Origin of the sequence: Chitiniphilus purpureus, from assembly GCF_025642115.1 — a bacterium.
GTDB classification, from domain to species: domain Bacteria; phylum Pseudomonadota; class Gammaproteobacteria; order Burkholderiales; family Chitinibacteraceae; genus Chitiniphilus; species Chitiniphilus purpureus.
Map to the genome: position 1 here is coordinate 4,123,856 of NZ_CP106753.1, position 20,177 is coordinate 4,144,032.

General features: G+C 67.4%; 15 protein-coding genes. 2 read left to right on the plus strand and 13 right to left on the minus strand.

Annotated elements, in window-relative coordinates:
* Positions 1–156: 156 nt before the first annotated feature.
* From N8I74_RS19050 to bioA, 8 genes are all read right to left on the minus strand, one after another.
* On the minus strand, positions 157–753 hold the full coding sequence (locus N8I74_RS19050) for a biliverdin-producing heme oxygenase (protein ID WP_263124787.1): 597 nt from the start codon (positions 751–753) through the stop codon (positions 157–159).
* Entirely contained in the window at positions 750–3,167 is a 2,418-nt protein-coding gene (locus tag N8I74_RS19055) for a response regulator (protein ID WP_263124788.1), read from the minus strand. The genes N8I74_RS19050 and N8I74_RS19055 overlap by 4 nt, the downstream gene beginning before the upstream one ends.
* On the minus strand, positions 3,164–3,649 hold the full coding sequence (locus N8I74_RS19060) for a response regulator (RefSeq protein WP_263124789.1): 486 nt from the start codon (positions 3,647–3,649) through the stop codon (positions 3,164–3,166). The genes N8I74_RS19055 and N8I74_RS19060 overlap by 4 nt, the downstream gene beginning before the upstream one ends.
* Before the next feature lies 1 nt (position 3,650).
* Positions 3,651–5,915 (minus strand): ATP-binding protein, encoded by a 2,265-nt coding sequence (locus N8I74_RS19065; protein WP_263124790.1) that lies wholly within the window; start codon positions 5,913–5,915, stop codon positions 3,651–3,653.
* Positions 5,916–6,108: 193 nt separating this feature from the next.
* Complete coding sequence (locus N8I74_RS19070) at positions 6,109–7,329, minus strand: MFS transporter (RefSeq protein ID WP_263124791.1); 1,221 nt, start codon at positions 7,327–7,329, stop codon at positions 6,109–6,111.
* The gene (gene ada, locus N8I74_RS19075; protein ID WP_263124792.1) at positions 7,326–8,423 is read right to left on the minus strand and encodes a bifunctional DNA-binding transcriptional regulator/O6-methylguanine-DNA methyltransferase Ada; all 1,098 of its coding nucleotides are present in this window, start codon (positions 8,421–8,423) and stop codon (positions 7,326–7,328) included. Before ada ends, N8I74_RS19070 begins: the two co-directional genes overlap by 4 nt.
* A 178-nt stretch (positions 8,424–8,601) precedes the next feature.
* Positions 8,602–10,137, minus strand: a complete 1,536-nt coding sequence (locus N8I74_RS19080; protein ID WP_263124793.1) for a hypothetical protein — start codon at positions 10,135–10,137, stop codon at positions 8,602–8,604.
* Entirely contained in the window at positions 10,121–11,464 is a 1,344-nt protein-coding gene (gene bioA / locus N8I74_RS19085) for an adenosylmethionine--8-amino-7-oxononanoate transaminase (RefSeq protein ID WP_263124794.1), read from the minus strand. The genes N8I74_RS19080 and bioA overlap by 17 nt, the downstream gene beginning before the upstream one ends.
* A 547-nt stretch (positions 11,465–12,011) precedes the next feature.
* On the opposite strand from bioA, the gene N8I74_RS19090 reads away from it, so the two are divergent.
* Positions 12,012–13,985 (plus strand): DUF1800 family protein, encoded by a 1,974-nt coding sequence (locus N8I74_RS19090; protein WP_263124795.1) that lies wholly within the window; start codon positions 12,012–12,014, stop codon positions 13,983–13,985.
* 12 nt (positions 13,986–13,997) lie between these two features.
* Positions 13,998–15,455, plus strand: coding sequence for a DUF1501 domain-containing protein (locus N8I74_RS19095; RefSeq protein WP_263124797.1), 1,458 nt, complete (start codon positions 13,998–14,000; stop codon positions 15,453–15,455).
* Positions 15,456–15,539: 84 nt separating this feature from the next.
* Here N8I74_RS19095 and N8I74_RS19100 read toward each other — a convergent pair whose 3' ends face one another.
* The 5 genes from N8I74_RS19100 to N8I74_RS19120 form a co-directional block, all read right to left on the minus strand.
* Positions 15,540–16,550 carry a DNA topoisomerase IB gene (locus N8I74_RS19100; protein WP_263124798.1) on the minus strand — a complete coding sequence of 337 codons (1,011 nt, stop codon included), beginning with the start codon at positions 16,548–16,550 and terminating at the stop codon, positions 15,540–15,542.
* The gene (locus tag N8I74_RS19105; protein WP_263124799.1) at positions 16,547–18,193 is read right to left on the minus strand and encodes a PAS domain-containing sensor histidine kinase; all 1,647 of its coding nucleotides are present in this window, start codon (positions 18,191–18,193) and stop codon (positions 16,547–16,549) included. Before N8I74_RS19105 ends, N8I74_RS19100 begins: the two co-directional genes overlap by 4 nt.
* A gap of 12 nt (positions 18,194–18,205) precedes the next feature.
* A complete protein-coding gene (locus tag N8I74_RS19110) occupies positions 18,206–18,640 on the minus strand; it encodes a response regulator (protein WP_263124800.1) in 435 nt (144 codons plus the stop codon).
* A gap of 141 nt (positions 18,641–18,781) precedes the next feature.
* A complete protein-coding gene (locus tag N8I74_RS19115) occupies positions 18,782–19,420 on the minus strand; it encodes a response regulator (protein ID WP_263124801.1) in 639 nt (212 codons plus the stop codon).
* Positions 19,421–19,469: 49 nt separating this feature from the next.
* The gene (locus N8I74_RS19120; RefSeq protein WP_263124802.1) at positions 19,470–20,006 is read right to left on the minus strand and encodes a ferritin-like domain-containing protein; all 537 of its coding nucleotides are present in this window, start codon (positions 20,004–20,006) and stop codon (positions 19,470–19,472) included.
* Between the last annotated feature and the right edge of the window lie 171 nt (positions 20,007–20,177).

The window sequence follows — 20,177 nt, forward strand, 5'->3', positions numbered from 1 at the left end:
TGTGCCGTGGCCCTGTGCGGGGAAGAAGCGGGAATTCGGGGGGAGATCGCTACGGGCTGCCCCCGGTCTTCCGGCCCGTCCGCGACGCGCCACGACCGGCCCAGGCTCGGGCTCGTGCGGCGAGACGACGTTGCGAAAGCAGGTGGGGGTGCGCGTTCATGGAATCGATCTTGCAAGCCGGGCGTCGGCGTTGTCAACCATCTCTTGCGCGGCCAGCCGGCCGGCCCGGGCAAAGCACTCGAAGGCACGGCAGGCAGCCTCGCACAGTGCCGCCAGCGGCATGCGCCCCGCAGTGCCTTCCAACTGGCCAAGGAACGTCGGCCAGAGCGGCTGGCCCGCACCGTGGGTCAGGTAGGCGCTGGCCGCGGTCAGCTCCGGCATCCCGGCCACCCGGCGCGCCAGCAGCGCACCGCCCAGCCGCGAGCCTTCCAGCGTATAGAGCGTGCCCCAGCAGGCGGCCGCATCGGCGCAGCGGTAGTCCAGCGGCGCCGGCACGACCAGCCCCAGCCGGCGCAGATCCTGCGCCAGCGCAAACCGCCGGCGCCGCTGCGGCCAATCGGGCAGGAGCCGCGCCACGCCGGCCGCCTCCAGCGCCAGCTCCAGCGGCCAGACCGCCTGCGCATGCGCGCGGAGGAAGGCACGATAGCCCTGGTGCGTCTCGAGTGCGAAAACCGAGAACAGGGCATCGACTTCCTGATGGTGCGGCGCGGTGGCACCCCGCAACGCCAGACGCAGCGATGAGGCCTCGTTCACTGAGGCCCTTCCTGATGGGCCACAGGGCGTGCCTGCAGCGTGCGCTCGATCCGACGCACCAGCTCGGCCTCGTGGAAGGGCTTTTGCACCACGTCGATGCCGGTGAGATCGGCACGCTGCAGATCGGCGTAGCCGCTCAGGAACAGGATGGGGAAACCCGGCCACTGCGCGCGCACCCGACGCGCCAGTTCGCCGCCGTTCATGCCCGGCATCGCGAAATCGGCCAGCAGCAATTCCACGGTGGAATGCTGCTCCAGCAGCGTGAGCGCCGCCTCGCCGCTGTCGGCCTCGAGCACCTGGTAGCCCAGCTGCGCCAGCTGCGTCGAGGTCGCCTCGCGTACCGCGGCATCGTCGTCGACCAGCAGCACCGTGCGCGCCGTCACCGGCCCGGTGCCGGGCGACTCCGCTTCGGGCCGCTGCACTTCGCCGCTGGCGCGCGGCAGGTAGACACTGACCGTGGTGCCCTCGCCCAGCCGGCTGTGGATGCGCACGCCACCGCCCGATTGCTTGGCAAACCCGTACACCTGCGCCAGCCCCAGGCCCGACCCCTTGCCCGGCTCCTTGGTGGTGAAGAACGGCTCGAAGGCCTTGGCCATCACTTCCGGCGTCATGCCCGAACCGGAGTCGCCGACCGACAGCACCACGTATTCGCCGGGTTCGGGCTCCTCGGGGCGCAACGGTGGCTGGTTCAATGTTTCGTTGGCGGTGCTCAGCCGCAAGGTGCCGCCACTGCGCATCGCATCGCGCGCATTGATGGCCAGGTTGAGCACGATCAGCTCCACCTGGGTGGGATCGACCAGCGCCAGCCAGGGTTGCCCGGCCAGTTCGATCTCGATCAGCACGCTGCCGCCCAGCGTGCTGCGCAACAGATCGAGCATGCCTTGGATGGTGGCGTTCAGATCGAGCACCTGCGGGGCCAGCCGCTGCCGGCGTGAGAACGACAGCAGCTGTCCGGTGAGCTTGGCGCCACGCTCGCCCGCCTCGCGGATGCGCGCCACGTACTGCAGCAGCTTGTCGGTATCGACACCCTTGCCAATGCCGCGCCCGAGAAAGCTCACGTTGCTGAGCACCACGGTCAGCAGATTGTTGAAATCATGCGCGACGCCGGCGGTGAGCTGGCCCACCGCCTCCAGGCGCTGCATCTGCTGCAGCGTCGCCTCGACCCGTTCGCGCTCCTCGATCTGTGCAAGCAGGGCGCGGTTGGCATAGGCCAGCTCATGCAGCGCCACCTTCTGCAGCGTGATGTCGCGCCCAGCTCCATATACCAACTCGCCTTCGGGCACCGCCGCCCAGGACAGCCAATGGTAGCTGCCGTCGGCATGCCGGAAACGGTTCTCGAAACGCGAGGTGACCTGGCCGCTCGCCAGCCGCGCGGCCTCCTCCAGCGTCGCGGCGTAGTCCTCGGGATGCACGAAGTCCACCAGCTGCCGGCCGAGCAGGTCCTCGTCCCGCCAGCCCAGGGTGTCAAGCCAGGCCGGATTCACCGCCACCACCTGGGTATCGTGGCGCGCCACCACCAGCAGGTCACGCGACAGCTGCCAGGTGCGGTCACGCTCGCGCGTGCGCTCCTCGACGCGCCGCTCCAGCTCGGCGTTCATGTCGTGCATCGCCTGGTCGGCCTGCTTGCGCTCGGTGATGTCCTGCAGCACGCCGGTGAAATGCACGCAGCGTCCCTGCTCGAAGAACGCCTGGCCGCGCGTCACCACCCAGTGCAATGCACCGCCCGGGGTGACGATGCGGTATTCGGCGATATACGCCTTGCGGTTGTCCTGGCTGATCGCCTCGGCCACCAGCGCATCGATGCGCGGCAGATCGTCCGGATGGATCGCGCTGCGGAAGGTCTCGAGCGTGACCTCGGCATCCGGCTCGACACCGAACATGGCACGGCAACGCCTGTCCCAGGTGAGCGTGCCGCTCTGTGGCTCGTAGTCCCACATGCCCAGCTGCGCCGCCTCCACCGCGAGGCGGGTATTGAGTTCGCTGGTGCGCAACGCATTGGCCATGCGCCTTCGCTCGGTGCGCTCGTTGGCGATCAGCAGGGCACGCTCCACCGCCTTGGGCAACAGCTTGAGGCTTTGCTTGAGCACGTAGTCGGTCGCGCCCTCGCGCATCATGTTGACTGCGTGCTCCTCACCCGACACCCCGGAGACGAAGATGAACGGCACCTCGGGCACCATTTCCAGCGCGATGTGCAGCGCCTGTTCACCCGAGAAACCGGGCAACAGGAAGTCGGACAGGATCAGGTCGAAATCGCGGCGCGCCAGCGCGGCACACAGGTCGACCTCGCCGGCGACCAGCACCCAGTCAATCAGATAACCAGCACGCTCCAGCTCCACCAGCAACAGCTCGGCATCGCGGGCGTCGTCCTCGATCAACAGCAGCGCGATCGGCTGCGGCAGTGCCGGTTTTCTCATTTGGCCTCTTCTTGCCGCTCCTGCACCCGGCGGCTGGTGCCCAGCCGCATCGAACCGGGCGGCGGCTCGTTGAGCACGGCCCAGAAGATGCCCAGCTCGGAGATCGCGGCGACGAAATCGCGGAACTCCACCGGTTTGACCACATAGGCATTCACGCCCAGTTGGTAGGCGCTGGCCAGATCAGGTTCCTCGCGCGACGAGGTGAGCATCACCGTGGGCACGCTGCGCAGCTCTTCAGCGTCGCGCACGATCTTGAGCACCTCCAGGCCGTTGAGCTTGGGCAGCTTCAGATCGAGCAGGATCACCGCAGGATTGCCGTCGGGCCGCGCGGCATACAGGCCGCGGCGGAACAGATAGTCGACCGCCTCGGCGCCGTCGCGCACCACGATCACCTCGTTGGCAAGCTGGCTGCGCTCCAGCGCCACCAGCGTCAGTTCCAGGTCATTGGGATTGTCTTCGACCAGCAGAATCGGTTTGAGCACGTCATCCTCCGCTACGCGCACGATGCGGCGCCGCCTTGGCCGGCAGCGCGAAATAGAAAGTGGCACCCTCGCCCAGTACGCCCTCGGCCCATACCCGGCCATCGTGGCGCTCGATGATGCGCCGCACGCTGGCAAGGCCGATACCGGTGCCTTCGAATTCGTCCAGCCGGTGCAGGCGCTGGAATACGCCGAACAGCTTGCTCACATAACGCATGTCGAAGCCTACTCCGTTGTCGCGGATGTAGACCACGACTTCGTCCGCCACCTCCCAGCTGCCGATCTCGATCCGTGCCGCCTCGCGTGAACGGGTGTACTTGATGGCATTGGCAAGCAGGTTGCGCAGGGCCAGGTGCAGGAAGGCCGCGTCCGCGGTCACCTGCGGCAGCGGGTGGACCACCCAGTCGATCTGCCGCCCTTCGTAGTCGGGCACCATCTCGCGCCGGATCGCCTCAATGGTGTTATTCAGGTTGACCGCGCTGGGCCGCAGCGCGGAGCGACCCATCTGCGAGAAGGTCAGCAGATTGTCCACCAGCGTGCCGGCGAAGCGGGCCGACTGCGCGATATGTTCCAGATAGCGCTGGCCGCGCTCGGAAAGCTGGGCGCCGTCGTAGCTCTCCAGAAGCTCGGCATAGCCTGCGATATGGCGCAGCGGGGCGCGCAGATCGTGCGACACGCTGTAGGAAAACGCTTCGAGCTCCTTGTTCGTCTTTTGCAGCTCCTCGGCGAGGCCGGCCATTTCCTCGGCCTTGCGCAGCACGATGCCGAGCACGGCGTTGCGCAGTTCGAGCGCGCTGTCGACTTCGACCTCATCCCACGGCAGGCAGTGCTGGGCCACCTGCTCCTGCCACAATGCAAAGCTGCTGCGCGGGGTCAGCGGCCCCGCCTCGCCCTGCTTCTTGGGCTGTCCGGCCCAGTTGACGGTCCGCAGCCGCTCGCTGCGGAACCAGACCAGATAGTGTGCATGCAGCTCGGAGATCGACACCGCCAGAAACCCGCCGATCGAGTCGGCCAGGCCGGGCAATTCGGGTACATCGCGTACGGCGTTGTCGGTGAAACAGGGGCCGCGCGCGGTACGCTCGCGCAGCCAGTCGGCCAGCGCCCTGACCACAGGCAGCGGCGGCGTCTGGCCGACCAGATCGCAGTGGTTGGCGGCGATGATGGCCGCACCGTCGGCCCGGCCGAACGCCAGCAGCGTCTCGGGCACCGCCAGCAGCCCGGCCGCCACACTGTCGCAGTCCGCCATGGCCGCCAGCATCTGCACGATCATACGCCGCAGCTCCAGCCGCCGGCCGCTCAGCGCATGCGCCTCCTTGGCCTCGATCTGCAGCGAGACGATGCGCCCAAGCAGCTCGCACGCGGTCCGGATATGGAAAGGCACCGGGTGCGGCATGTGGTCATGGCAGGAGATCAATCCCCAGAGCCGGCCCTCGACCACCAGCGAGATCGACATCGACGCCAGCGTGCCCATGTTGCGCATGTATTGCAGATGCACCGGCGAGACGCTGCGCAGCACGGAATGGCTTAGATCCAGCGGTTGCCCGGTCTGTGGGTCGAGCACCGGCACGACCGGCACAGGCTGGTAATCGGCGTTGTGGATCACGCGCACCCGGTTCAGCCGATACAGCGCCCGCGCCTGCTCGGGGATGTCGGAGGCGGGGAAATGCAACCCCAGGTAGCTTGGATAATCCGGATCGCACGCCTCGGCCAGCACCCGGCCGTGGCCATCGTGGTCGAAGTCATACAGGAGCGCGCGCCCGAAGCCGGTGAGGCGCTTGACCTCTCCCACCGCCAGCTCGCACAGCCGCTGCAGATCCACCGCATGCTGCAACTGCCCCAACAGGCCGGCCAGCAGGGCATAGGGCGTCATCATCATCTCGCCCTGCGTGGAGCCCGGCTCGAACTCAACCATCAGTACGCCATCATGGCGATGCGCCACCAGCTGGAACCGCGCAGTCGAGCCATCGCGGCGCAGCAGCTCGACCTCGCCCAGATAGAACAGGCTTCCATCCTCGGTGACCAGTGCCGACAGCCGTCCCAGCTGCGCGTCCGGCACCGGCATCAACGTGTGCAGCGTGCGGCCCAGCAGCGCCTCGGCGGGCCAATCCAGCCAGGATTCGCACGAGACGCTGGCACGCCGGATCGTCAACCCAGGCTCATCCAGCGCCAGCAGGAAGCCATGCGGCTGGATGCTGCCCGGAATATGGATCGGCTCTTTTGCGCAATCACCCCCTATCGGGGCCGAAGGCACGACTGTGGCGTCGGCCATGGTCTCTCCTCGGTGTCTGCATGCAGGACGAAACGGCACGGCAACCTTGCCGGCCCGAACCGTGGCGCAGGCGCTCCGGCCCGGCCGCCGGATGCAGGCTGGCATCGAAGCGGGAGCATATGCGAAGACAGGCGGGGATGGCCGAAGCGCCGGAAAAAATACCGCGGGCATGCCGTGATGCCCCCGGCACTTTTCACATCGCGGCGGGTTCGGGCAGGCGGGTCAGCCGGGGCAGCGGCGAAACAGCGACCCAGACCGCCTGCCCTGCAAAGCAGATTGCGGCGAGCACCAGGCAGGCCACGTCCCCTCCGAGCATACCGATCGCGGCAGCGAACGCGGCGCCCAGCGGCCGGGCCCCGTAGGTGGCAAGCGTGTTGATCGACGACACCCGCCCCAGCAATGGCGCGGGCGTGACCGCCTGCCGCAGCGTGGTCGCCGCCACGGTCCACAACACCGCACCGGCGCCCAGCAAGAAGAAGCAGGCCGCAGCCAGCCAGGCGGCAGGCCAATACAGCGTGGCCAGCATGGCGGCGATGGCAAACAGCGCCGCATAGGGGCCTGCCGCCAGTTGCAGCCCGGCACGCCAGTGCCGTGTGACAAGCGGTGCCGCCACCGCAGACAGCACCATGCCCGCGCCATAGGCCGCCAATGTGACGCCGATGCTGCCACCGCTCAACCCCAGATGCCGCACCGCATACGGTATATAGGCTGTCTGCAGCGCCACATAGGCGATGTTGAACAAAACCGAGGTCGCCAACAACGGACGCAGCAGCGGCTGGGTCAGTGCGAACCGGGTCCCCTCGCGCAGCTCGGTGTAGAAATCGCGGCGCGGCGCGGCCGCGCCATGCCCTTCGGGCAGGCCTGCCAGGGCCAGCGCCGCCAGGACCGACAGGCCGGCCGCGAGCGCGAAGGCGACGCCGGCGCCCGTCAGCCCGACCAGCAGGCCGGCCAACGCCGGCCCGCCGGTGAGCGCGAGGCTGCGTACCAGCTCGATCTGCCCGTTGGCGCGCGCCAACTGTCCGTGTGGCACCAAGGCCGGGATCAGTGCCGGCGTGGCGACGCTGTAGGCCACCGCGCCCGCGGTGCCGACGAAGGCGAGCAACGCCAGCAACCCCAGATTCAGTGCGTCCGTCGCCGCCAGGACCACCACGGCGACAAAGGCCACCGCCCGCAGCAGCTCGCCCGCCGCCATCAGCCACCGACGCGCGGTACGGTCGGCCAGCACGCCCAACGGGATCGCCAGCAGCAGGAAGGGCAGGGTCTGCGCCACCTGCAGCAATCCGGTGCCGGTCACGTCGCTGCCCAGCGCCAGCACTGCCACCAGCGGTGCTGCGGCCAGCCCGATCTGCTGCGCCGACTGGGCTGCAAGGTTGGATGCGGCCAACCGTACAAAGGGGCTTGCCTGCGTGCTCATTCAGCCCCCTGCGGCACGGCTTGCGCCAGACCGGCCTCCCACGTCAGCAATGCCTGCTTGCGCGCGACACCCCAGCGGTATCCGGACAGCCCGCCGTCCTGGCGCACCACACGATGGCAGGGAATCGCCACCGCCAGCGCATTGCCGGCACAGGCCCGCGCCACGGCGCGGGCCGAGCCCGGCGCGCCGATACGTGCGGCGATCTCGGCGTAGCTCGCCGTCTCGCCGGGCGGGATTTCGGTCAACGCCTGCCAGACGCGGCACTGGAACGCGGTACCGCGCACATCCAGCGGCAGGGCCTTTGCAGCCACGCCGGGCGCTTCGACGAGGCCGACCGCCGCAGCCATCCAGCCTTCGAACTGCGTATCGCCGCCGATCAGCTCGGCCTTCGGGAAACGGTCCTGCAGCTGCTGCACCAGCGCCTGCGGATCATCGCCAAGCTCGATGGCGCAGACCCCGCGCGCGGTGGCGGCCACCAGGATGGCGCCCAGCGCGCACTGGCCGACGCCGAAGCGGATGGTCTCGCCCGCGCCGCCCAGGCGATAGCGGCCCGGCTTCATCCCGAGCAAGGCATCGGCTTGCTCGTAAAGCCGGCTGGAGGAGCCGAATCCCGCCTCGAAATAGGCGGCGGTGACGCTGCGGCCTTGCCGCAGCCCATCCTGCAGACGTGCCGCACGCCGGGTCGCTGCATACTGGCGCGGCGTCACGCCGGTCAGGGCCTTGAATACACGGTGGAAGTGATAGCGGCTCAGCCCGGCAAGCTGCGCCAGCGTCGCCAGCGAAGGCGGGGTCTCGGCGGTTTCGATGGCCCGGCAGGCACGTTCGATTGCCGCGACGTGCGGACTGGCCGGGGCAAGGTCGGGACGGCAGCGCTTGCACGGCCGGAACCCGGCGGCCTCGGCCTCAGCCGGGCTGGACCAGAAACTGACGTTGTCGCGCCGTGCCGGTCGCGACGGGCAGGATGGCCTGCAATACACCCCGGTGCTGCGCACGGCGTACCAGAACACGCCGTCGGCCCCGGCGTCGCGCTGCTGTACGGCATGCCAGCGGTGCGCCGCATCGTCATAGGGCAGCGGTGGATCGGCGGTCTTCATCGGCATGGCCTCGGTGCGTGGACATGGCCTTATGATGCGCCTTCCGACTGGCTGCCGGCACTCCGCCGCTTGCTGGCCAATCGTGGACGACAACGCCGGCATCGTCGGCAGCCGGGCCCTTGCACGGCATCCCGAGCGCCCGCTACACCGCAGCGCGCGCCACGGCAGCCCGCCTGCCTCACAACTCGGTGTATTCGAACAGATCGTAGCCCGACTGCTGCTCCACCAGCTTGGTGGCACGCACCACACGTTCGCCCTCACCGGTCAGCAGCAGCATCTCGCGCAACGGCGCGTAACTGCCTCGGGTGGTGGCGATCAGCGCAGGCTGCCGCAGCGAATCGATGGCAGGCAGCATCAGTGCCGCTTCGTAGCGGGATTGCACCAGCGCCGGGCGCAGCAGGGCCGCATTGGCCCGGGGCGAGAGCACCTGCAGCCCCATTTCCAGCGCACCGTCCTCGCACTGCTGCAACCAGCGGATCACCGCCACCATCCATCCCTGGCCGCCTTGCGGGCGCAATGCCACCACGTCGCCCGCATGCAGTTGTTCAGCCGGCGCCTCGCGCGAGGTGATCGCATAGCCGCCCGGGCTTTCGTTGATGATCCGCCAGACCATGCTCGGCAGCTCGCCCACGAGGCCGGCTGCACCGAAATGGCCGTTGCCGAACGGCGGGTTGCCGTCGTGCACGCTCCGCGCGGTGGCGCCGAGCCCGTGACGCAGTTCGATCGGCGCCTCGACACTGATGCGCTGGAACACCCGCCGGGGCGCGATGCTCCACTGCTTGATCAGACGGCGCACCGTTTCCAGCCACAGCTGCAGCTTGGCCCGATCGCCCGCCGCCGGCATCTTGGCTTCCAGGCCGGCCAGCACCCGGTGCAGCTTCTTGCTCAGCTCCAGCGTGTCCACCAGCATGGCCATGCCCTGGTAGTCATCGACATTGCGGCTGCCGATGTAATGCGCCCCTTCGTCCTCGTCGAGCCGGACCAGGAAACAACCCGCCGCGCTCGATTGGCTTGTCACCGGCTGGAAATGCGCGAACTGGGCGTATTTGTCGATGATGTCGATCACCCGCGCAAGCTCGGACGGCGCAAAGCGCAGCGGGTCGGACAGTGAGAGCAGCAGCAGGCGCTTGTAGAGCATGCTGGTGGTCGGCGCGCCCTCGCGGTCGGGCAGCGCATAGTCGGTGAGGCGGTTCTCGACCGCGTAGCGGAACAGCCGGTGCGCTTCGCGCCATACCCCGGGTGGCATGAGCATCGAGACCCGGCTGCAGACCTGATAGAGCCGGTAGTAGATCGCCAGCACCTGGTGGATCAGCTGCGGGGTGAGCTTGCCGCCACCGAAGGCGAAGCGCTTCTCCAGGCGCTCGATCAGCGCGATCTTGTAGCCGTCGGCCAGCTCCAGCCACAGGCTGCGGGTCAGCAGCGCCGCCTGGCGCGCCTTGTCGCGCAGCGGGAAGCCGCTCGACACGTAGAGCGCTTCCAGCCCGCCATACAGCAACGCCAGCGTGCCCTGGTATTCGTCGAGCAGCTTCATCCGCGTTTCGGCATCCACTTCGACGCGGTTGCAGCTGGCCAGCGCGTCGAGCACCTGCCGCCCCGCATCCAGCGGGTTGTGGTTGGGCAGCCCTGCCAGCCATTCCCGCAGCGCCTTCGGCCGGACTTCGACGAAGCCGGCAAGCTTGGCCTCCTTCTCGGGCAATCTAAGCGACAACGACATCTTTTTCCTCGGCGCCATCGACCAATGCGGTTTCCAGCGCAAGCAGCGCGCCCTGCGCGAGCTGTCGCGCCTCGTCATCTCTCATGGTATAGGGCGGCATCAGGTAGACCGTGCCGCCGATCGGGCGCAACAGTACGCCCTTCGCCAAGGCGGCCTGGAAGAACGCCCCCGGGAAGCCGGCCGGCGCGTCGGCCACGTCGAAGGCCCAGATCATCCCGGTGCGACGCAGGTGCCGCACCCGCGGGTGCGACGCCAGCGGCGAGAACAGCGCATGCCAGCGTGCGCCGCGTTCGCGGTTGGCCGCGAGCACGTCGTCCTGCTCGAAGATATCGAGCACCGCCAGCGCGGCGGCGCAGGCCAGCGGATTGCCGCTGTAGGAATGCGAATGCAGAAAGCCACGGGCGGCGTCATCGTCGTAGAAGGCCTGATAGACGGCGTCGGTGGTGAGCACGGCGGCCAGCGGCAGGAAACCGCCGGTGATGCCCTTGGAGAGGCAGACGAAATCGGGCCGGATCGACCCTTGCTCGCAGGCAAGGAAGGTGCCGGTCCGCCCGAAGCCCACGGCGATCTCGTCGGCGATCAGATGCACCTGGTGGCGGTCACACAGCGCGCGTACCCGCGCAAGATAGCTCGGATGGTGCATCGCCATGCCGGCCGCGCCCTGGACCAACGGCTCCAGGATCAGCGCGGCAATGCGCGGGGCATGCTCGGCCAACAGCCGTGCCAGCCCCTCGGCCGCGCGCTCGGCGACCTGTTCGGGTGTCTCGCCCGGCTGCGCGGCACGCCAGTCGGGGCTGGGCGCCTGCAGGTTGTCGCGCAGCAGTGGCGCATACGCCGCGCGGAACAACGGCACGTCGGTGACCGCCAGCGCCCCGGCCGTCTCGCCGTGGTATCCGCCTTGCAGGTGTACAAACCGGTGCTTGTCCGGCTGGCCACTGTTGCGCCAATAGTGGACGCTCATCTTGAGCGCGATCTCGGTGGCAGAGGCGCCATCCGAGGCATAGAAGGCATGCCCGAGTCCCGTGCGGGCGGCCAGACGCTCGGAGAGCTCGACCACCGGCCTGTGGGTGAACCCGGCCAGCATCGCATGCTCGAGCGTATCGAGCTGGGCCTTGATCGCTGCCTTGATGCGTGGTTCGCCATGACCAAACAGATTCACCCACCAGCTGGAAATGCCATCGAGATAGCGATTGCCGTCGTGATCGTACAGCCACACCCCTTCACCGCGGGCCAGTGGCACCAACGGCAGGCGTTCATGGCGCTTCATCTGGGTGCAGGGGTGCCACACGGCCTGGCGGCTGCGGAAAAGCAGATCGGCATTGCTCATCGGATTGCTGACAACCGGAAAGGTGGGCGGATTGTGCCAAGGTTGGCCATCCCTCGCCAAGGCACATGTCTTTTCCACACAAACACCGGCGACTTGCTGACTCCAGTCCATGAAAAATTATCCATACAGCGTCAGCCTCGATCGTTATTACCGGCCTTGCAACCCCACCATCACAGCCTTCCAGGGCGGCTTGATGACACGTGGTTTATCGCACTTGTCATCCCTGAGTAGACAAACGGTAACATTTTATCTGCATAAATTGGCCTCTCCAAGGCACAAGTCAGGTCTTGCCTGGGCTGCAAGCCGCAATTACGCTGGGTTTCATCTGTGTGCTTACAACGGACGCCATTCGTCGAATCCATCCGACCGCATAGCCGGTTATCCCCCTTTGACCGCCATACGGTACCGCCTTTCGTTTCGCTTCCATGCGATCCTTGCCCGCTCGTCAATTGGCCGAGCTTTTTCGGATGGCAGCACGCCGGCGTCCACGCTAGGCCTGCGCAACTAGATATCCGGCCGGCCTGGGGTTTTCCGGGGATACAAGCACATGGCTCACACCTTGGTGGGTGCCGTGCCGGCGCGCGTTGCGCTGGCAGGGCTCGGTTGCGCAATCGTTTTGGGGCTGGCCAGCTGCGGCGGTGGCGGTGGCGGTGGTGAGGGCGGCAGCGGCGGTACAGGCAGCGAAACGCCCGGCAGCAACGCGCCTCCCCCTGCACCGGTGGATGCCCTGCCGGCGCCGCCGCTGCCGGTTTCGAGCGCCTTGCCCAGCATTTCCAGGATGCAGTGGAATGAAACGGCGGTGCGCAATATCCTGCGCACCTTCGCCTATGGCAGCAACGCCACCGATGCGCAGATCGCCGCCTGGGCGGCGCAGGACCCGCATGCTGCCATCGTCGAGATGCTGACCTTCACGCCATTCAATTCCAGGCTCTCACCGGCATTGGGCGTCAAGGGGACCGACCCGCTGCGCAGCACCGGCGGCACACTCGCCGGTCTGTCGGCCTATTGGAGCGGTGCGCAGAGCCCACTCCTGCCGACCAACCGCACCAGTTTCAGCATCGGGCTGGACTGGGGCGGGCTGCAGTACACCGGCCTGCAGGCCGGCGCCACGCCGGGGCTCAACCCTTTCCTGCACCGCGTGCTGTTCTGGGAAACCAACTACCACCTCGTCACCAACCAGGAGGCCGGCGTGGCACGCCAGCAGATCGGCGCGCTCTACGACACCTTGTTGAAATCGTTGTCCGCGGGCGAGACCTACTCGCGCACCCTGGCACGCGCCGCGATGTCCGCCGCGGTGGCGCGCCAATATGGCCACCTACGCAATACCTACGACAACGTGAAAGGGGTGTTCCGCGGCAACGAGGATTTCGCACGCGAGTTCCATCAGCTGTTCTTCGGCATCCTGGGCACCAGCCGGCTGGAAGACGTGACGCCGCGCCAGGCCGGGGAGGACAGCTACCACGAAGTGGTGACCATCAAGAACACCGCCAAGGTGCTGACCGGGATGACCGAGCCGAGCGAGGACGCTCCGGAACTGGTGTTCGACGCCAATACGCACCATCGGGGCACGCTGGAGGTGCTGCACGCGCCGATCAATGGGGCCACGGCGCGTGAAAAGCTGTTCGCGCTGGCCGAAGTGGCGATCCGCCATGCCGACTCGGAAGACAATCTGCCGGTCAAGATCATCAGCGGGCTGGCCAACGACCGGCTCACCAGCGCCGATATCGCGCAACTGCGCGCCTATTGGAAAAACATGGGTCAGGACAAGCGCCTGCTCGATTTCCTGCGCACCTACGCCATCTCACAGCAGTTCCACCGCGCCGACCGGCTGAAATACCTGACCCCGCTGGAACGCAACATGATCTTCCTGAACCGCTTTGCACTCAGCCGCCAGGACAGCGAGCTGGTCACCTGGTTCTCGCCGATCGCACTGGTGAACTGGGAGGAAGGCTTCGTGCCGTTCTCACCGGTGCACAACGTGTTCGGCCATGAGACCGGCGAGGAGACCTCGGTGTCGGCCGACCATTTCCGCACCGTGTACAACCGCAGCATCGACGGCATCTGGCGGATCAACCGGGTCGACGGCGACGGCAATGTCGAGCTGACCGCCCAGGCGCCGGGCTGGGAAAAGAACTGGCGTCTCGCGGCACCGACCCACGTGGACCGCACCTGGCGCACCGCCCAGGTGGCCGAATGGCTGTGGCAGCGTTTCATCGGCGGGCTGACCGGCTTTGGCAACCATGAGCGGCTCTATGTCTACAGCCTGCTGGGCAGCGGCCGCGACGCCGGCTTCTACTGCACCGGCAACGGTGCGGCGGGCACCGACCCCGAGTACGTGTTTCGCGACAGCGACTTCCTGCCGGGTGGCCTTGGCACGCGCTGCCTGTCGCAGTTGGCCGATCAGCCGCTGGCACTGGCCGCGACCGACACGGTGCAGCGGCGCGACGCCAACCGCCGCATCGCCTACGCGATCGCCTTCCTGTCTGCCATTCCGCACGCCCACGTGGCGCGCGGCGAATAACGGAGCACCACCATGCATCGTCGTGACTTCCTGCGCCTGGGCCTGCTGGCCGGCGGCCTATATGCCTGCCCGGGCCTGATCCTGCCGGCCCAGGCTGCGGTGACCCTGGGCCGGCGTACCCTGGTCTCGGTGACCCTGGCCGGCGGCCCCGATTTCCGACATCTGTTCGCCCCAGGCATCGCCGCCAACCAACCGGCCGACAGCTATGCCGCCCGGTGGTGGGCCGCCCGCGCCGCCAGCCAGGGCATCGCCGTCGCCCAGCGCAATATCGCCGGCTACGCCCAGCGCTACACCAGTGCCTACCTGTCGCTCAACCAGCCCGGCACGGCCGTGTCCGCCGGCGCCGGCATCCTTGCCAGCTGCGGCTGGCTCAAGGAGCAATGGGATGCCGGCAATGTGGCGATGATCCACAACGTGATCGGCGCCACCTCGCGCGACCATGCGCATTCGCTGCTGGTGATGGACCAGGGCGACCGCGGCAGCGGGGCGATCGATCGCAAGCCGGGCTGGGGTGGCCGGCTCGCGGCGCTGCTGGGCGGCACCGCACGCGTCGGCGCGCTGACCAAGACACCGCGCCCGTTCTGTCTTGCGCCCAGCGGCAACGGCCAGCCGCCGAATGCCGACCTGGTGCTCAACCTGGCCAATTCGCGCAAGCTTGCGCTGGCCGAGCGGGTGACCAATCCGAACGATCCGGTGTGGAAGCAGACCGGTTCCGAACTGGTGCTGGCACGCAGTCTCAAGTCCTACTACGCCGGCCGCAACTTCAACGGCGACCCCGCGCTCGCCCGGCTCGCCCGGCATGAGCGCGCATTGCGCGAGCTGGGGGCGCAGGTCACCGCCCAGCTCGGCGGCGGCGAGACCCTGACCGACGGCGCCCGGCTGCCGGTGCCGGACGCGATCCGGGCGCTCTACTCCGATGTCGCCGTGCCCTACCCGAGCCGTTATTGGGGGGGGCAGATCCGCAACCTGCACGATGTGCTGGCCCTGTCCGGCGTCGTCAACACCCCGGTGCTGTCGATGGAATACGGCGGCTGGGATACGCACAAGCTGCAACGCGACGATATCGAGGGCAATTTCATCGACCTGTTCGGCAAGGGGCGCGGCTTCGATCTGCTGTGGCAGAACCTGGACGCCACTGCGCGGCGCAACCTTGTGCTGGTGATCTACGGTGAATTCGGCCGCCAGCTGGCCGCCAACGGTGACCAGGGCACCGACCACGGCCGCGGCAACGCGGTACTGGTGATCGGTGAATCGGTGAAGGGCGGGATGTATGGCACCCCTTTCCCCGAGCGGGAGATCCCGCTGTTCGCCCGCGGCCTGAACGATGACATCCAGGGGCTGACCGGGGTGGAGCATGTGTTCGGCGCCGTCGCCGACTGGGTGGCCGGGGGCAGTACCGGCAACAACGTCGTCAACCGCAGCAACGCACTGATCGAAAGCGGGCTGAGGCTGGACCAGCTGTTCGCCTGATCCCCGCGCCGCATTCCGCCGGCACCGCCATGGGGTGATGCCGGTGCCGGATGCGGTGCCCGTGCAGGCCGGGTCTCGGCGATGCTAGTCGGCGCGTGCCTCGATCAGCGCAAGCGTCACCCGCTCGGTCCGGTCAAGCCCGCGCACACGCGGCAGCCCCGGCGGCTCACGCCCGTCGCACCACGCGTTGGCGAAGTGCGTCAGCACCGCCGGATGGATGTACGCGCTGCGGCAGACCGCCGGCGTGTTGCCGAGCCGGCCGGCCACGGCATCGACAATGGCCTTGGTGCAGCGCTTGGCCTCGGTGGCGTTGCGACAGGGCGGATGGGCAAGGCACAGCGCGGTGGCCTCGCGCGTGGCGCCCCAGGTGCGGAAATCCTTGGCGGTCGCCTGCGTGCCGCTCGCGTCGCGCAGGTAGTCGTTCACATCGGTCGACGTCAGCCGCCGCACCACCCCCTGCGCGTCGCGATAGCGGAACACCTGGGCGCCGGGCAGCTCCATGCAGCGGCGCAGCACGCCGGCCAGGGTGCGGTCGCGGAACTGGATGCGGTGCTCCACGCCGGACTTGCCGCGAAACCGCAGTTGCACGACGCTGCTGCCCAGTTGCACGTGCCGCTTGCGCAGCGTGGTCAGCCCGAAGCTGCGGTTGGCACGCGCGTATTCCTCATTGCCCACCCGCACCAGGGTCGCTTCCAGCAGCCGCACCAGTGCCGCCAGCACCTTGCTGCGCGGCAGGCCATGCGCCGCCAGATCGCGTGCCACCCGTTGGCGCAGGCGCGGCAAGGCGCGGGCGAACCGCGCCAGATGCGCGAACTTGTCGGCTGCGCGATGCACCTGCCATTCCTCGTGATAGCGGTATTGCTTGCGCCCCTTGCTGTCGTAACCGGTCGCCTGCAGATGACCATGCGGCACCATGCAGATCCAGACCCGCTCCCATGCCGGGGGAATCGCCAGCGCACGGATGCGTGCCAGGATCGCAGGATCGCGCACATTGGCGCCATCCGGGTCCACGTAGCGGAAGCCGCGCCCGCAGCGTATCCGCCGGTAGCCAGGCGCATCCGCCGACACCCGGACCAGTTCCGGCGGCTCGATCATGCGTCGGCCGCGGGCGGCATGGAGGGTGTCGCCGGGATGCGCGCCAGGATGGCGGTTCCCTGGCCGGGCTGGCTGCGTACCTTGAATTCGCCGCCGAAGGCAAGCACGCGCTGCTCCATCCCGATCAAGCCGTGATGGCCGATCGGCCGGGCACGCAGATCGGCCGGATCGAAGCCCACACCGTCGTCGCGCACCGTCAGCACACTCCAGCCATCCTGGGTGCCGAGCGTCACCTGCAGCGTGGTCGCCTGTGCATACTTGGCCACATTGGTCAGTGCCTCCTGCGCAATGCGGTACAGCGCCAGCGCGGCGTCGTCCTCCGGCGGCAGCAAGCCGCTGCCCACGTCGAACTGCACCTGCCAGCCGTTGCGCGCGCCCTGCTCGTCCAGCAACATCGCCAGCGCATCACGCAGGCCCAGATGCCGTAGCGCGGAGGGACGCAGGTCTTCGATCAGACGGCGCTTCATCGCGATGCCGTCATCCAGCAGCGACAATGCCCGCACCAGTTTTTCCAGCACGGCCGGAGCGGCACCGGTGAGCTGACGCTTGATCCACGACAGGTCAAGCTTGATCGCGGTCAGCAACGAGCCCAGCTCGTCGTGCAGTTCGCGCGCCAGCCGGTGCCGTTCGTCCTCGCTCACCCGCTGCAGATAGCCTGCAAGTTCGGAGAGCTTGTGCGTGCGCTCCTGCACCCGCTGTTCCAGCACCTCGCGATAGCGCGCCAGTTCGTCCTCGATCTGCTTTTGCTCGGTGATGTCATGCCCTTGCACGAAGATGCCCGAGACATGGCCGTCCTGCTCCACCACCGGCTGGCAGACCAGATCGACGAAGACCTGCACCGGCCCGCCGTCCTTGGCATTGCGGCGCAGCCGGGCGCTCAGGCCGCGCGCCACGAAGGGCTGGCCGGTGGCGAATACCCGATCCAGCGCATCGAGCAGGCTGCGCGGCCGCAGCTCGGCCAATGCTTCGCGCACCGGCCGCCCCAACAGCGGCCGGGCCCCCACCAGGCGCGAAAACGCTTCGTTGGTCAATTCGAAGACATGCGTAGGGCCGCGCAGCACGCACATGAAGCCGGGCGCCTGGGCAAACAGACGGCGCAGATGGCGCGATTCGGCGTTGAGCAGGTCGTTGAGCTGCTGCATCTGCTCGGCGCGGCGCAGCACCTGGCCGCTGAGGGTGGCGGGCAGCGCACTATGGCGCGTCGCCGTCCGGTTGAGCTTGAGCCGCTGCAACGCGGTGATGTCCTCGACCAGCTGGATCACCTGGACCACGCTCCCGTCCGGCCCATGCACCGGCACGTGCGCACAGCTCCAGTAGCGATCGTCGAATACCGGCCTGTCGTCTTCCTGGTAGAGCAGGATCTTGTAGTGCAACAGCGGGATGACATCGCCGACACCATGGTCGCGCACCCGCTCCAGCGAGCGTTGCAGTTGGCGTTGCGCCGCGTCGTCCAGCGCATCGGGGGCGCAGGGATACGCCTCGAACAGATAGCGGCCGATCAGGGTGGAGGCCGGGCGGCCGGTGACCGCCAGATAGGCCCGGTTTGCCGCGATGATCACAAAATCACGGTCCATCACCAGCAAGGGTGCGGGCGCGGCGTCGAAGAACGCTTGGTAATCCATCGGGTCGGCAGTGTGGGGCACGGGAGAAAGGGCTCAGGCGATGTGCCGCAGGCGCTCGGCTTCGGTCTCGATGGTCTGGATGGCCTGGTCAAAATGCAGCGACTTGTCGAAGAAATAGTCGACGCCCAATGCGCGCGCGCGCTGCTCATAGATCGGAAACGCATGGTTGGTCAGCACGACGCGCACCGGCGCCAGCGCCTCGCCGGCGTGGTTCTGGGCCAGGTAGCGCAACACCTCGAACCCGGTGCCCACTCGCAGTTCGAGATCGACCACCAGCAGATCGAATGATTGCTGCTTGAGCTTGGAGACGGCCTCCTCGGCGGTGGCTGCGGTCGCTGCGAATACGATGTAATCAATGGCGGACAGCGCATCGATCAGGGCCTCGCGGATCACATCGGAATCTTCGATCAGCATCACGCGCACCATCCGGGTGGCGATCTCATCCATTGCGGTTGTGGCTTCTGACATCATTCAACTGCATCTTCTCGTCTCGGGCCCGCACCCATGCGGCACGCGGTGCGTACGACTCGATAATGGGCACCCGCTCTCAGCCCAAGCACTGCATCCTCCCCGTAGGCAAAGCGCCTACCCCAACCTGCGCCATGGCGATCAACTGATCAACTCGTTCTTGATGGCGTAGTAGGTCAGATCCGCATTGGTCTTGAGATTCATCTTTTCCAGCACCCGGGTACGGTAGGTGCTGACGGTCTTCACGCTAAGGAACAGCTCCTCGGCGATCTCGGTCGGCGACTTGCCGCTCGCCAGCTTGAAGAACACCTGGAACTCCCGCTCGGACAGCGTCTCATGCAGCCGCTTTTCGCTCGGATGGGTCAGCTCGGTGGCCAACAGGTCAGCCAGCTCCATCGAGAGATAGCGGCGTCCGGCGCAGATCACGCGGATCGCACGGATGATCTCGTCCGGGTCCGCGTCCTTGGACAGGTAGCCACGGCAGCCCGACCGGATCAGGTTGAGCGCGTACTGTTCCTGGGCGAAGCCGGACAGGATCAGCACCGGCATCTGCGGGCAGATGCGCTGCAGATCGCGCAAGGTGTCCACGCCGTTCTTGTCGGGCATGGAGATATCAAGGATGGCGATATCGAAGCTCTCCTTGCGCACGAGCTGCAGCGCTTCCAGCCCGGAAGCAGCTTCGCCGGCCACACCGAGGTCGTCTTCCAGTTCGATCAACGCCCTGAGGCCCGAGCGCACGATCTTGTGGTCATCCACGAGCAGTACGCGTTTTTTCATCATGTCGATGCAACTCCAAGATTCACTGCTACACGACAGTGTAGCGCCGCGCTCACGTGCGCTGCGCCAACCAATCGGATAGCGCCTCGGCATGCTCTTCTTGCGCGGCAAGGATGTCCTGCAACAATCGCCACGTATCCCGCTCCCTGCCTTCGACCAGCCGGGCCAGCCGGCGGCAGGTATCGGCAGCGGCGCGTTCGGCAACAAGGCCGGCGCGCAGCATGTCGTCCAATGTCGTCGGCACGGGCTCGTCGGCCTGGCCATGGACCAGCAGGCCCACCGGCGAAAAATCGGGGGTACTGCCCAGCCGTACGATACGCTCCGCGATGCGTTCGGCGTAGGCCGTCTTCTCGTCGGCCAAGCGCCTGAACTCAGCAGCGACCGCGACCGAGGCCCAACCACGTGCCACGACGGCGTAACCACGATAACGCAAGGCACGGACCAATTCCGCACCCAGCAATTGATCGAGCACGGCAAGTGCACGTCGGTCGATGTCAGCGACGCGGCCGGTATGCCACTCCGAGGCTTGCGCCTGTCCGGCATGCCTATGCGGCTGGCCTGTCCGGGCATGAAATCCGGAAGCAACCATACGCTCCTCCTTGCCGTCACGTGCTGCTGCGCCGCAATCAGCTGGTATGTTATAAGCGGGAGGGTCGGACAGCGCGGCGAAGTGCTTCATCAGGCACCGCCAACCCGCCGCCGGGGCAGAGGGATACAGCGCCCCCGCCACCCCTCTTGTATCTTGTTGCGGAATTTACGA